Source organism: Pseudomonas sp. BIGb0558 (genome assembly GCF_024807515.1).
Lineage (GTDB): Bacteria > Pseudomonadota > Gammaproteobacteria > Pseudomonadales > Pseudomonadaceae > Aquipseudomonas > Aquipseudomonas yamanorum_A.
The window spans coordinates 212,346-226,126 of the sequence record NZ_JANUEW010000003.1 but is presented as its reverse complement, the minus strand read 5'-3'; the positions used below and the strand labels follow the sequence as shown (position 1 = coordinate 226,126).

9 protein-coding genes are annotated in these 13,781 nt (G+C 62.0%); 4 read left to right on the top strand and 5 right to left on the bottom strand.

The genetic code is table 11. The features are described 5' to 3' along the window. Window positions 1–22: 22 nt before the first annotated feature. Window positions 23–1,942 (bottom strand): ATP-binding cassette domain-containing protein, encoded by a 1,920-nt coding sequence (locus M2400_RS07035; protein ID WP_259196133.1) that lies wholly within the window; start codon window positions 1,940–1,942, stop codon window positions 23–25. A gap of 212 nt (window positions 1,943–2,154) precedes the next feature. Between M2400_RS07035 and M2400_RS07030 the strand changes: the two genes are divergently transcribed. After that, on the top strand, window positions 2,155–4,083 hold the full coding sequence (locus M2400_RS07030) for a transglycosylase SLT domain-containing protein (protein ID WP_259196134.1): 1,929 nt from the start codon (window positions 2,155–2,157) through the stop codon (window positions 4,081–4,083). A gap of 182 nt (window positions 4,084–4,265) precedes the next feature. On the opposite strand, the gene M2400_RS07025 is transcribed toward M2400_RS07030, so the two are convergent. Next, window positions 4,266–6,038 carry an ABC transporter transmembrane domain-containing protein gene (locus tag M2400_RS07025; RefSeq protein ID WP_177045676.1) on the bottom strand — a complete coding sequence of 591 codons (1,773 nt, stop codon included), beginning with the start codon at window positions 6,036–6,038 and terminating at the stop codon, window positions 4,266–4,268. Between the two features lie 255 nt (window positions 6,039–6,293). Between M2400_RS07025 and M2400_RS07020 the strand changes: the two genes are divergently transcribed. Beyond that, entirely contained in the window at window positions 6,294–6,467 is a 174-nt protein-coding gene (locus tag M2400_RS07020; RefSeq protein ID WP_259196136.1) for a PA1571 family protein, read from the top strand. A gap of 51 nt (window positions 6,468–6,518) precedes the next feature. On the opposite strand, the gene pdxB is transcribed toward M2400_RS07020, so the two are convergent. Beyond that, complete coding sequence (gene pdxB / locus M2400_RS07015) at window positions 6,519–7,661, bottom strand: 4-phosphoerythronate dehydrogenase PdxB (RefSeq protein WP_259196137.1); 1,143 nt, start codon at window positions 7,659–7,661, stop codon at window positions 6,519–6,521. Between the two features lie 310 nt (window positions 7,662–7,971). On the opposite strand from pdxB, the gene M2400_RS07010 reads away from it, so the two are divergent. Further along, window positions 7,972–9,360: an MATE family efflux transporter gene (locus M2400_RS07010; RefSeq protein ID WP_310503517.1), complete on the top strand. Its 1,389-nt coding sequence runs from the start codon at window positions 7,972–7,974 to the stop codon at window positions 9,358–9,360. On the opposite strand, the gene tusA is transcribed toward M2400_RS07010, so the two are convergent. Together tusA and rlmM are read right to left on the bottom strand one after the other, a co-directional pair. Continuing rightward, complete coding sequence (gene tusA / locus M2400_RS07005) at window positions 9,357–9,608, bottom strand: sulfurtransferase TusA (protein WP_003218998.1); 252 nt, start codon at window positions 9,606–9,608, stop codon at window positions 9,357–9,359. The two genes, M2400_RS07010 and tusA, sit on opposite strands and share 4 nt — an antisense overlap. A gap of 106 nt (window positions 9,609–9,714) precedes the next feature. Next, window positions 9,715–10,788: a 23S rRNA (cytidine(2498)-2'-O)-methyltransferase RlmM gene (rlmM, locus tag M2400_RS07000; RefSeq protein WP_177045683.1), complete on the bottom strand. Its 1,074-nt coding sequence runs from the start codon at window positions 10,786–10,788 to the stop codon at window positions 9,715–9,717. 191 nt (window positions 10,789–10,979) lie between these two features. Here rlmM and acnA point away from each other — a divergent pair, with 191 nt between their 5' ends. Next, window positions 10,980–13,721, top strand: a complete 2,742-nt coding sequence (gene acnA / locus M2400_RS06995) for an aconitate hydratase AcnA (RefSeq protein ID WP_177045685.1) — start codon at window positions 10,980–10,982, stop codon at window positions 13,719–13,721. Window positions 13,722–13,781: the final 60 nt, after the last annotated feature.

Below are 13,781 nucleotides of genomic sequence, written 5' to 3'. Positions count from 1 at the left end.
TTTTTTATTGCGCTTGAATCACTCAGGCATCCAGCTCGGCCCAGCGTTCAACCAGTGCTTCCAGCTCGCTGTTCAACTGCTCAAGGGAGGCAATCACCTTGGCGGTTTCTGCAGCAGGACGCATATAGAAACCCGCGTCAGCCATTTCGGCTTCCACGGCAGCGATCTGCTGTTCCTTGGCGTCGATATCACCCGGCAGTGCTTCCAGCTCACGCTGGAGCTTGTAGCTGAGCTTCTTCTTCGCAGCAGGCGCTTCCTGGGCTGGAGCTGGCTCGGCAGCCACCGGGGCAACCACGGCCGAGGTCAGGTCAGCCTTGCCGGATTTGCTCTCGGTCACGCCCAGCAGGCGCGGCGAGCCGCCCTGGCGCAGCCAGTCCTGGTAACCACCGACGTATTCGCGAACCTTGCCTTCACCTTCGAAGACCAGGGTGCTGGTGACCACGTTGTCGAGGAATGCCCGGTCGTGGCTGACCATCAGCACAGTGCCGTTGAAGGTCAGCAAGACCTCTTCCAGCAGCTCGAGGGTTTCAACGTCGAGGTCGTTGGTCGGTTCGTCGAGCACCAGCAGGTTGGCCGGTTTGCTGAACAGCTTGGCCAGCAGCAGGCGCGCACGCTCACCACCAGACAAGGCTTTAACCGGCGTACGTGCACGCTGCGGGCTGAACAGGAAGTCGCCCAGGTAGCTCAGCACGTGGCGGCTCTGGCCGTCGATGTCGATAAAGTCGCGACCTTCGGCGACGTTGTCGATCACGGTTTTTTCCAGGTCCAACTGGTGGCGCAACTGGTCGAAGTAGGCCACGTCGATGCGCGTGCCCTCTTCCACTTTACCGCTGGTGGGTTGCAGGCCGTTGAGCATCAGCTTGAGCAAGGTGGTCTTGCCGGTACCGTTGGCACCGAGCAGGCCGATACGGTCGCCGCGCTGCAGGACCATGGAGAAGTCCTTGATCAGGAACGGGCCGTCCGGGTGATGGAAGCTGACGTTTTCCAGCACCATCACTTGCTTGCCCGACTTGTCGGCGGTATCCAGCTGGATATTGGCCTTGCCGGTGCGTTCGCGACGCTCGCCGCGCTCAACGCGCAGGGCTTTCAGGGCGCGTACGCGGCCTTCGTTACGGGTGCGGCGGGCCTTGATGCCCTGGCGGATCCAGACTTCTTCCTGGGCCAGCTTTTTGTCGAACAGGGCGTTGGCGGTTTCCTCGGCGGACAGCGCGGCTTCCTTGTGCACCAGGAAGCTCGCGTAGTCGCCGTTCCAGTCGATCAGGCCACCGCGGTCCAGTTCGAGGATGCGGGTTGCCAGGTTCTGCAAGAAGGAACGGTCGTGCGTGATGAACAGCACGGCGCCCTGGAAATCCTTGAGGGCTTCTTCCAGCCAGGCGATTGCACCGATGTCCAGGTGGTTGGTCGGTTCGTCGAGCAGCAGCAGGTCCGGCTCGGACACCAGGGCCTGGGCCAGCAGGACACGGCGACGCCAGCCACCGGACAATTCGGCGAGGGTCTTGTCGGCCGGCAACTGCAGGCGGCTCAGGGTGCTGTCGACCAGTTGCTGCAAGCGCCAGCCGTCACGGGCTTCGAGGTCTTGCTGGACGTGCATCAGCTTGTCCAGGTCGGCTTCGGTGACGCAGTTCTGCGCCAGGTGATGGTATTCGGCAAGCAGTGCGCCTACGCCATCGAGGCCTTCGGCTACCACGTCGAACACTGTCCGTCCGTCGGCCACCGGCAATTCTTGCGGCAATTCGCCGATCTTGAGGCCCGGGGCGCGCCACACAGAGCCTTCATCGGACTTCTGGTCGCCTTTAACCAGCTTCATCATGCTGGACTTGCCGGTGCCGTTGCGGCCGATGATGCACACCCGCTCACCACGGGCGATCTGCCAGGACACCTTGTCCAACAACGGCATAGCGCCGAAAGCAAGGGACACATCGCTGAATTTGAGCAGGGTCATACGCTTCTCCAAAAACTGGGCGCGCATTCTACCTGACTTAGGGCTCGAGGCGGCCGGCATTTTCGCCGTTGACACGTTCTGTCGGACATTTCAGATGAACTTGAATGAAGCGACCGGCAAAGCTTTCACCGGTTGCGGCCAAAAGGCTAAGCTAGGGGCAATCAGTGTCGGCGACGTCGGCACTAGTCCAGTTTCCTCTGCACGGACGTCTCATGCGCAGTCGCCTTTTCAGCTTTTTATCTTGTCTGCTTCTTTCTGCCACCGCCGTTCAATCCGCCCAGGCCGTGGACCTCACCACCCAACGTAAATATTACGATGAAGCCAAACGAGCCCTCGCCAAAGGCGACAGCGGCCCGTATTTCCAATACAGCCAGGCCCTGGCCGACTACCCGTTGACGCCGTACCTGGCCTACGACGAACTGACCGCACGCCTGAAAACCGCCAGCAATGAGGAAATCGAACAATTCCTCGCCAAGAACGGCGACCTGCCCCAGGCCAACTGGATGAAACTGCGCTGGTTGCGCTGGCTGGCCGACCGTGGCGATTGGCAAACCTTTGAAAAGTACTACGACCCAAAACTCAATTTCGTCGAACTGGACTGCCTCCACGGCCAATTCCAGCTGACCCATAACCAAAAAGCCGAAGGCTACAAAACCACCGAGAAGCTGTGGCTGACCGGTAAATCCCAGCCTGCCGCCTGTGATGCAACCTTTGGCCAGTGGGCCGCTGACGGCCAACTGACCGAACAGAAAATCTGGGACCGCGCCAAGCTGGCCACCGAAGCGCGCAATTACCCGCTGGCCAACAGCCTGGTAAAAACCTTGCCGACCCTTGGCGCCCAAGGCCGCCTGATGGTGGACGTGGCGCAGAAGCCCGACATGCTCAGCGACCCGTCGCGCTTCCTGCCGGCCAACGAGGCCATGTCCGACGCCGTCGGCCTGGGGCTTCGCCGCCTGGCACGCCAGGACCCGGACAAGGCCATGGCCCTGCTCGACGGTTATGCCAGCAGCATGCACTTCTCTCGTGACGAAAAAGTGTCGATCGCCCGGGAAATCGGCCTGACCCTGGCACGCCGCTACGACCCGCGCGCCCTCGACGTGATGACCAAATACGATCCGGAACTGCGGGACAACACCGTTTCCGAATGGCGCCTGCGCCTGCTGCTACGCCTGGCGCGCTGGGAAGATGCTTATCAGTTGACCCGCAAGCTGCCGCAGGATTTGGCCACCACCAACCGCTGGCGCTACTGGCAGGCCCGCAGCCTGGAGCTGGCAGAGCCGAAGAACCCGCAAGCCCTGGTGCTGTACAAGGGCCTGGCCAAAGAGCGCGACTTCTACGGTTTCCTCGCGGCAGATCGCTCCCAGTCCCCGTACCAACTGAACAACAAGCCGCTGATGATGAGCCAGGCGCTGATGAACAAGGTGCGTAACACCCCCGGCGTACGCCGTGCCCTGGAGTTCTACGCCCGTGGCCAGGTCGTTGATGGCCGTCGCGAGTGGTACCACGTCAGCCGACACTTCAACCGCGACGAAATGGTCGCCCAGGCGAAGCTGGCCTATGACATGAAGTGGTACTTCCCGGCGATCCGCACCATCAGCCAGGCGCAGTACTGGGACGACCTGGACATCCGCTTCCCGATGGCCCACCGCGACACGCTGGTGCGTGAAGCCAAGGTCCGCGGCGTGCATTCAAGCTGGGTGTTTGCGATCACCCGCCAGGAAAGCGCCTTTATGGACGACGCCCGCTCCGGCGTCGGCGCCACCGGGCTGATGCAACTGATGCCCGGCACCGCGAAAGAGACCGCACGCAAGTTCAGCATCCCGCTGGCCTCGCAACAGCAAGTGCTCGACCCGGACAAGAACATCCAGCTCGGCGCGGCGTACCTGAGCCAGGTCCACGCTCAGTTCAACGGCAACCGCGTACTCGCCACCGCCGCCTACAACGCCGGCCCCGGCCGTGTGCGCCAATGGCTGCGTGGCGCCGACCACCTGAGTTTCGACGTGTGGGTGGAAAGCATACCTTTCGACGAAACCCGCCAGTATGTGCAGAACGTGCTGTCTTATTCGGTGATCTACGGGCAGAAGCTCAATGCGCCACAGCCGTTGGTGGATTGGCATGAGCGGTATTTTGATGATCAGTAACACGACTTTCAGAGGCTGATACATAACCTGTGGCGAGCGAGCTTGCTCGCGTTGGGCTGCGCAGCAGCCCCAAGTAATGTCGCGGCGTTATTCAGATAGATCGGGTTGTAAGGATTCAGGGCTGCTTCGCAGCCCAACGCGAGCAAGCTCGCTCGCCACAACGATCCGGTATGGTCGTCAGGTCAGTGCCTAACCGGCTCATCACCATCACTGAACTGCAACGCCGCCAATCGCGCATACAGCGGATTACTCGCGATCAACTGCTGATGCGTCCCCACCGCCACCAGCTTGCCCTGGTCCATCACGGCAATCCGGTCGGCGTTCTTCACGGTGGCCAAGCGGTGGGCAATCACCAGGGTGGTGCGCCCTTCCATCAGCTGCGGCAACGCTTGCTGAATCAGGTGTTCACTCTGGGCATCCAGGGCGCTGGTGGCTTCGTCCAGCAGCAGGATCGGTGCATCCACCAGCAACGCCCGGGCAATGGCCAGGCGTTGGCGCTGGCCACCGGAGAGGCCCATGCCGCCGTCGCCCAGGTGAGTCTGGTAGCCATCGGGCATTTGCAGGATGAAGTCGTGGGCGTGGGCGATACGTGCTGCCTCTTCGACCTGGGCGAAGGTGGCCGACGGATTGCCGTAGCGAATGTTTTCTTCAACGCTTCCGAAAAACAGCGCCGGGCTCTGGGATACCAGGGCGAAACAGCGGCGCAGGTCCAGCGGGTCGAGTTCGGTCAGCGGGTGACCTTCCAGGAGAACGCGACCTTGCTGTGGATCGTAGAAGCGCAGCAACAGGTCAAAAATGGTTGATTTACCCGCACCGGACGGGCCGACCAAGGCCAGGGTTTCGCCGGCATTGATCGTCAGGCTCAGGCCATCAATGGCGTAGCTGTCTGGCCGCGACGGGTAGGAAAAGCGCAGGTCCTGCAACTCCAACCGACCGCTGACCCGCTCTGGCAGCTTGATGACATTGGCCTCGGGGGCCTTGATTTCATTGCTCGATTGCAGCAACTCGCCAATCCGCTCTGCCGCACCGGCTGCGCGCTGCAGTTCACCCAACACTTCACTCAACGTACCGACGGCGCTGCCGACGATCAGGCTGTAGAACACGAACGCCGCCAGTTCACCACCGGAAATCCGCCCGCTGATCACATCCATTCCGCCCACCCAGAGCATCACGCCCACGGCGCCCAGCACCAGCATGATCACCAGGGTAATCAGCCATGAACGCTGCAGGATACGTTTGCGCGCGGTGGTGAACGCCTCTTCCACCGTCACGGCAAAGCGTTGTTCGTCCTGCACCTGGTGGTTGTAGGCCTGCACGGTCTTGATCTGGCCGAGGGTCTCGGACACGTAGCTACCCACATCGGCGATACGGTCCTGGCTCAGCCGCGACAGGCTGCGCACCCGGCGGCCGAAGATCAAGATCGGTGCCAGCACCAGCGGCAGCGCGATCACGACGATACTGGTGAGCTTGGGGTTGGTGACAAACAACAGCACGATCCCGCCGATCACCATCAAGGCGTTGCGCAGGAACAGCGACAGCGAGGAGCCGATCACCGATTGCAGCAAGGTGGTGTCGGTGGTCAGCCGCGACTGGATTTCCGAGCTGCGGTTGTTTTCATAGAAACCCGGGTGCAGGTAGATCAAGTGATTGAACACCTGCCGCCGGATGTCCGCCACCACCCGCTCGCCGATCCACGACACCAGGTAAAACCGCGCAAACGTGCCCACCGCCAGGCCCATCACCAAAATCATGAACAGGCCGATGGACTGGTTGAGCAGGTGCGGTGACTGGGTCATGAAGCCCTGGTCCACCAGCAGGCGGATGCCCTGCCCCATGGACAAGGTGATGCCTGCGGTGACGATCAACGCCAACAAGGCCCCCAGGGCCTGCCAGCGGTAGGGAGCGACGAAGCGGCTGGCCAGGCGAATCGCGCGGCGTTGACGGGCTGAGAGCATGGAGGGTTTCACCTGAAGGTTGGAGACGGGAACCTGCACCGTTACATGGGGGGAACTTGAGTGAATCACAATGAGTCAGGTTAATTATGCTTAGCGAACCTAGCCCCTAGAGGCTATCGGTCTAAGGCTCGGCTGGAAATTTGTATCGGTTTCTGCTGGACTGGGCATTCGATCCGCTGGACGTGTATGGAGTTGTAACAACGCGTTCACGCGGGGGATTTAGAGTAGGTACACAACCTGATGAGGAGACGGGCCATGTCCTTGCAAAACAGCAGCAACGCCAAAATTGAAGTGATCCGCCAACCGCAGCAGTTGCCTTGCTCGTACATCGACGCTCAAGGCCGCGAAGTGCAAATCACCGAAGAGATGATCCAGAGCGCATGCACCGAACTGGAGCAGAAATTGGTCAAGCCTGCCAAGCAAGGCTGATTCGCCCAAGCTCTTTTAAACCCGGCCTTGTTAGCCGGGTTTTTTATGGGGTCAGATTGCCTGTGCACCCAACGCCGAGACGATGTTCGACAAGGCGGCAGACTCGCCGCTGATCCGCACCTTCAAGCCATCAATCTCACGCCGCGGCGGGTAGTGCTTGCGCAGTTGGTCAAATGCCTTGCGCTGCTCGTCAACTGTGCCTACAAGGCTGCGGCGGAAATCCGCGTCATCACGGCGCGGGTCGTACACGCCACGGCAAATAGCCGCCAGCGCCCAGGCCTGGTCGGTATTGGCGTTGAGGCTGACCTCGGCCAGCCAGGGCTCTGGTAGCAAGTCGCTGAGTTGAATGGTTGGCTCCTGGCCCAGATACTGGCAAAGCGCCTGGTAGATCTGCGCGGTGCCGCGCTGCCGGCCGTCCAGGCTGTAGCCGGCGATATGCGGGGTGGCCAGCACACACAGGTCGGCCAGGTCGACGTCCACCTGGGGCTCGCCTTCCCATACATCCAGCACTGCTTGAAGGTCTTCGCGGTCCAGCAGCACGTCCTTGAGGGCGGCGTTGTCGACCACCGGGCCGCGGCTGGCGTTGATCAACCAGGTGCCGGGTTTCAGTTGGTTGAGGCGCTCGCGATCAAACAGGTGCCAGGTCGAACCGTTGCCGGATTTGTTCAGCGGCGTGTGCAGGCTGATCACATCGCATTGCTCGATAATCTGTTCCAGGCTGACGTAATCGCCGTCCTCGGCGATCTGCCGGGGCGGGTCGCACACCAGCACGTTCCAGCCCAACGCCTTGAGCACCTTGACCAGGCGCCCGCCGACCTCACCGGCGCCCACCACGCCGTAGGTACGCTGGGCCAGGTCAGCGCCTTCGATTTCGGCCAGGGTCAGCAGGCTGCCCAGCACATAGTCGACCACGCCACGGGCGTTGCAGCCGGGGGCGCTGGACCACTGGATACCGGCGCGCTGGAAGTAATCGAGGTCGAGGTGGTCGGTGCCGATGGTGCAGGTGCCGACAAACCGCACCGGTGTGCCTTCGAGCAAGGCGCGGTTGACGTTGGTCACCGAACGCACCAGCAGCACGTCGGCCTGCTCAAGGGTCGCACGGTCGATGGACCGCCCCGGAACCCGGCGAATCTCGCCAAATCCTTCGAAGAATGCATCGAGCAGCGGGATATTTTCGTCGGCAACAATCAGCATGGCAGGCTCCTTTCGCGGATCAGCAGTGTACAGCGGTTTTCCTTGTGGCGAGGGAGCTTGCTCCCGCTGGAGTGCGGAGCGCTCCCAAATGAAGCAACGTTTTTTTTCAGGTACACATCGGTTGCCCGTCCTGGGGCTGCTGCGCAGCCCAGCGGGAGCAAGCTCCCTCGCCACAGCAAGCTCCCTCGCCACAAAAAGCAATCTTTGCGCGCGCAAGTGCTTACAAATCCACAACACAGGTTTTTTCCTGACCAACACGTCAGGGCGTAGAATGCGCCGTCCTGCGCTCCGCCTCTCTGGACATCCGTACGTGAACACTGCCGCAACTACCCCCGCCCTCTCTCGCCCCGCCCGCGTCAGCCTTGAGGTGCGCAACCTGCTGGCGCTGGCCCTGCCGATCATGATCGGGCAACTGGCGACCACGGCCATGGGCTTTGTCGATGCGGTGATGGCCGGGCGTGTCAGCTCCCGGGACCTGGCGGCGGTCGCCCTGGGCAACTCCATCTGGATCCCGGTGTACCTGCTGATGACCGGCACGCTGCTGGCCACCACGCCGAAGGTCGCCCAGCGCTTTGGCGCCGGTACCCACGGCGAGATCGGCCCGCTGGTGCGCCAGTCGATGTGGCTGGCGCTGGTGGTGGGGATTACCGCTCTGCTGTTGCTGATCAGCGCCGAACCGATCCTGCACCTGATGAAGGTCGACCCCGAGCTGATCAAGCCGTGTATGGGCTACCTGCACGGCATCGCCTCGGGCATGCCGGCGATTGCGCTGTATTACGTGCTGCGCTGCTTCAGCGACGGCCTGGGCCGCACGCGGCCGAGCATGGTCATGGGCCTGTGCGGGCTGGCGCTGAATATTCCGCTGAACTATGTGTTCATCTACGGCCACTTCGGCGTGCCGGCCATGGGCGGCATCGGTTGTGGCTGGGCCACGGCGATCGTGATGTGGGTGATGATGCTCGGCCTGGCCGCCTGGACCCGCTGGGCGCCGGTCTATCAGAGCAGCGAGCTGTTCAAGCGCTTTGACTGGCCGCAGTGGTCGGTGATCAAGCGTGTGTTGAGCATTGGCTTGCCCATCGGGATTGCGGTGTTTGCCGAGTCGAGCATTTTCGCGGTGATCGCACTGCTGATCGGCAGCCTTGGTGCCACGGTGGTGGCCGGGCACCAGATCGCCCTGAACTTCAGCTCGCTGGTGTTCATGATTCCCTACTCCCTGAGCATGGCGGTCACCGTGCGCGTGGGCCAGGCCCTGGGCCGTGGCGAACCCCGCGAGGCGCGTTTCGCCGCCGGTGTGGGGATGGGCACGGCGCTGGTTTACGCCTGCCTGTCCTGCAGCCTGATGCTGCTGTTTCGCGAACAGATTTCCACTATCTACACCTCCGACCCGAGGGTGATCCAGGTCGCGGCGATGCTGATTGTGTTTGCGGCGTTGTTTCAGTTCTCGGACGCGATCCAGGTCACGGCCGCCGGCGCATTGCGCGGTTACCAGGACACACGGGTGACCATGGTGCTGACGCTGTTTGCGTATTGGGGCGTAGGGTTGCCGGTGGGCTATGCGCTGGGGCTGACCGACTGGCTCGGCCAGGCACGCGGCCCGAGCGGCTTGTGGCAGGGGCTGATCGTTGGCCTGAGCTGTGCGGCCGCAATGCTGGTGATCCGCCTGGTGCGCAGTGCACGCAAGCGGATTCGCCGGGTTTAAGCGGACTTCTTGCGGATCCAGTACAGGTAAGTACCGGCCTGTTCCTGCTGGTCCACCAGTTCATGGTCGAGAAACACGCAGAACTTGGGGATGTCGCGACGGGTCGACGGATCGGTCGCGATCACCTTGAGCAAGCCACCAGGCGCCAGGTCGCGGATGTGCTGGTGCAGCATCATCACCGGTTCCGGGCAGTTGAGGCCGGTGGCGTCGAGAACGGCGTCGACGGGTAAATCAGGGGTCAGGCTCATGGTTTACTCCTAAACAGGCCGGCATTTTAGCGGTAATGCGGGGCGCCAGGTAGTCAGCGGCGCCCTCAAGGTTTTCGCGAGCGAGCTCGCTCCTACAGGGGCGGGTTTACCGGGCCTTTGGCTTCTTCACATCCAGCCGACGCAAATGGCAGGTCACTTCTTCACGGTCGTGGTACAGCTGCTTGCAGCCGATTTCCACCCGAATGCCCCGCTCCTTGAAGCCGTCGGCAATGCGGTCGAGCAAGCGCCGTACTTCGGCATAACGCTGCTTCATCGGCAACTTCAGGTTGACCACCGCTTCGCGGCAATGTCCCTCGCCAATCCAGGTTTCCAGCAGGGCCGCGTTGCGCGCCGGTTTCTCGACGATGTCGCAGACCATCCAGTCCACCGGCTGCTTGGGCGTATAGATGAAGCCGTCGGCCATCAAGTGCTGCACCAGGCCGGTGTCCATCAGGCTTTCGGCCATCGGGCCGTTGTCGATGGCGGTCACCAGCATGCCGCGGTTGACCAACTGCCAGGTCCAGCCGCCAGGCGCTGCGCCGAGGTCGACGCCGGTCATGTCGCTGTGCAGGCGCTCGTCCCACTGATCCCGAGGGATAAAGTGGTGCCAGGCTTCTTCCAGCTTCAAGGTCGAGCGGCTTGGCGCGTCCCGGGGGAATTTCAGGCGGGGAATGCCCATCGGCCACATCGCCGAGTTGTTCGACTCGGCCAGGCCCATGAACACTTCACGGCCGCTTTTGAAGGTCAGCAACAGGCGCGGCTTGCTGGCGTCTTCCACCAGTTTGCCGGCGGCCATCAGCGCCTTGCGCAGGTGCCCTTCGAATTTCTTGCAGAAGTTCGACAGTTCCTTGCCGTCGTTGGTGTCGACCATCTCCAGCCACAGGCTGCCGCACACCGGGAAATCCCGCAGGTGCGCCAGGATCACGCTGATACGGTCGGTTTCCGGCAAATCGATGAACACCCCACGCGCCCATTGCCTTGGGAAGATCAGCTCGGCAAAGCGTTGGCCGCGCATCAGGCGCTGGGCGCCGTCTTCTTCGGTGCACACGAATTCGGCGCAGGCGCTGCCGGTCTTGGCCTTGGCGTAGCCCGAAACATTCAGGCGCGCGGCGTGTTCCGCGATCTCGGAACAGACTTCGCCCTCAAAACCCGGGCGGCAGTGCATAAAAAGGGTGTTCATCAACTCTCCTGGATCACGGGCTTGCGATAGCGCAATGCCTGTCATGAAAACGCGCGCATGATAGCCGAGTTCGGAACCTTGGACTTATCCATAGAGTCCAGTAATTAGCCAGCTACCTAAAACAGGGCTAATTTATAAGCTCTGTTCGTCCCGTCAGGTCCGTAGCCGTGCGGACCATAAGGAGTCATGTAATGTCATCCCTTGATAGTCTGAGAACCCTTAAAACCTTACAGATCGACGACAAGACCTATCACTACTTCAGCCTGCCCGAAGCCGCCAAGAGCCTGGGTGATCTGGACAAGCTGCCGATGTCCCTCAAGGTGCTGCTGGAAAACCTGCTGCGCTGGGAAGACGAAAAGACCGTCACCGGCGCCGACCTCAAGGCCATTGCCGCCTGGCTTAAAGAGCGCCGCTCCGACCGCGAGATTCAATACCGCCCCGCCCGGGTACTGATGCAAGACTTCACCGGCGTCCCCGCCGTGGTCGACCTGGCCGCCATGCGCGCCGCCGTGGCCAAGGCCGGCGGTGACCCGCAGCGCATCAACCCGCTGTCACCGGTGGACCTGGTGATCGACCACTCGGTAATGGTCGACAAATTCGCCACCACCGGCGCCTTCCAGGAAAACGTCGACATCGAAATGCAGCGCAACGGCGAACGCTACGCCTTCCTGCGCTGGGGCCAGAGCGCCTTCGACAACTTCAGCGTGGTACCGCCGGGCACCGGTATCTGCCACCAGGTCAACCTGGAATACCTCGGCCGCACCGTGTGGACCAAGGATGAAGACGGCCGCACCTACGCCTTCCCCGACACCCTGGTGGGCACTGATTCCCACACCACCATGATCAACGGCCTCGGCGTACTGGGCTGGGGCGTGGGCGGGATTGAAGCAGAAGCAGCGATGCTCGGGCAGCCCGTTTCGATGCTGATCCCCGAAGTGATCGGCTTCAAGCTCACCGGCAAGCTGAAAGAAGGCATCACCGCCACCGACCTGGTGCTGACCGTCACCCAGATGCTGCGTAAAAAAGGCGTGGTCGGTAAATTTGTCGAATTCTATGGTGACGGCCTGGCTGACCTGCCGCTGGCCGACCGTGCCACCATCGCCAACATGGCTCCGGAATACGGCGCTACCTGCGGCTTCTTCCCGGTGGATGAAGTGACACTGGACTACCTGCGTCTGTCGGGCCGTCCTGCAGAAACCGTCAAGTTGGTAGAGGCGTACACCAAGGCCCAGGGCCTGTGGCGCAACGCTGGCCAGGAACCGATCTTCACCGACAGCCTGGCCCTGGACATGGGCAGCGTCGAAGCCAGCCTCGCCGGGCCGAAACGCCCGCAAGACCGCGTCTCGCTGCCTGACGTTGGCCAGGCTTTCAGCGACTTCCTCGACCTGCAATTCAAACCCACCAACAAGGAAGAAGGCCGCCTGGAAAGCGAAGGCGGCGGCGGGGTTGCCGTCGGCAACGCCGACCTGATCGGTGAAGCCGATTACGACTTCGAAGGCCAGACCTATCGCCTGAAAAACGGCGCGGTGGTGATCGCGGCGATCACCTCCTGCACCAACACCTCCAACCCGAGCGTGATGATGGCCGCCGGCCTGGTGGCGAAAAAGGCCGTGGAAAAAGGCCTGAAGAGCAAGCCGTGGGTGAAAACCTCACTCGCGCCCGGCTCGAAAGTGGTCACCGATTACTATAAAGCGGCGGGCTTGACCCAGTACCTCGACAAGCTGGGCTTCGACCTGGTGGGTTATGGCTGCACCACCTGCATCGGCAACTCCGGGCCGCTGCCCGAGCCGATCGAAAAAGCCATCCAGAAAGCCGACCTGGCCGTCGCCTCGGTGCTCTCGGGCAACCGTAACTTTGAAGGCCGCGTACATCCGCTGGTGAAAACCAACTGGCTGGCCTCCCCGCCCCTGGTCGTGGCCTATGCACTGGCCGGCACCGTGCGCATGGACATCAGCAGCGAACCCCTGGGCACCGGCTCCGACGGAAAACCGGTGTACCTGCGGGACATCTGGCCCAGCAGCAAGGAAATTGCCGACGCCGTCGCGCAAGTCAGCACCCAGATGTTCCACAAGGAATACGCCGAAGTGTTTGCCGGCGATGAACAGTGGCAAGCCATTGAAGTGCCACAGGCCGCGACCTACGTGTGGCAGAAGGATTCGACCTACATCCAGCATCCACCGTTCTTCGACGACATCGGCGGCCCGCTGCCGGTGATCGAGGACGTGAAAGGTGCCAACGTGCTGGCGTTGCTGGGGGACTCGGTGACCACCGACCACATCTCCCCCGCCGGCAACATCAAGACCGACAGCCCGGCGGGCAAATACCTGCGCGAGCAAGGCGTGGAGCCGCGAGACTTCAACTCCTACGGTTCGCGTCGCGGCAACCACGAAGTGATGATGCGCGGCACCTTCGCCAACATCCGTATCCGCAACGAAATGCTGGGCGGTGAGGAAGGCGGCAACACGATCTACATCCCCACCGGCGAGAAAATGCCGATCTACGACGCCGCCATGAAATACCAGGCGTCCGGCACCCCGCTGGTGGTGATCGCCGGCCAAGAATACGGCACCGGCTCAAGCCGCGACTGGGCGGCCAAGGGCACCAACCTGCTGGGCGTCAAGGCGGTGATCGCCGAGAGCTTCGAGCGGATTCACCGCTCCAACCTGGTGGGCATGGGCGTGCTGCCACTGCAGTTCAAGCTGGACCAGAACCGCAAGGCGTTGAAGCTGACCGGCAAAGAGAAGATCGACATCCTCGGGCTGACCGATGCCGAGATCGAGCCGCGCATGAACCTGACACTGGTGATCACCCGGGAAGATGGCAGCAGCGAGAAGGTTGAAGTGCTGTGCCGCATCGACACCCTGAATGAGGTCGAGTACTTCAAGGCGGGCGGGATCCTGCACTACGTGTTGCGGCAGTTGATTGCCTCGTAACTAACACGCGCTACACAAAACACCGCCTTCGAAGGCGGTGTTTTCATTTTTGCCGCGGGA

Bases quoted from the DNA above. Each gene is read 5' to 3' on its own strand.
- M2400_RS07020 (WP_259196136.1), top strand. From the start codon at position 6,294: ATGTCCTTGCAAAACAGCAGCAACGCCAAAATTGAAGTGATCCGCCAA.
- tusA (WP_003218998.1), bottom strand. From the start codon at position 9,608: ATGAGCCTGACCCCTGATTTACCCGTCGACGCCGTTCTCGACGCCACC.
- acnA (WP_177045685.1), top strand. From the start codon at position 10,980: ATGTCATCCCTTGATAGTCTGAGAACCCTTAAAACCTTACAGATCGAC.
- M2400_RS07030 (WP_259196134.1), top strand. From the start codon at position 2,155: ATGCGCAGTCGCCTTTTCAGCTTTTTATCTTGTCTGCTTCTTTCTGCC.
- pdxB (WP_259196137.1), bottom strand. From the start codon at position 7,661: ATGCTGATTGTTGCCGACGAAAATATCCCGCTGCTCGATGCATTCTTC.
- M2400_RS07035 (WP_259196133.1), bottom strand. From the start codon at position 1,942: ATGACCCTGCTCAAATTCAGCGATGTGTCCCTTGCTTTCGGCGCTATG.
- rlmM (WP_177045683.1), bottom strand. From the start codon at position 10,788: ATGAACACCCTTTTTATGCACTGCCGCCCGGGTTTTGAGGGCGAAGTC.
- M2400_RS07025 (WP_177045676.1), bottom strand. From the start codon at position 6,038: ATGCTCTCAGCCCGTCAACGCCGCGCGATTCGCCTGGCCAGCCGCTTC.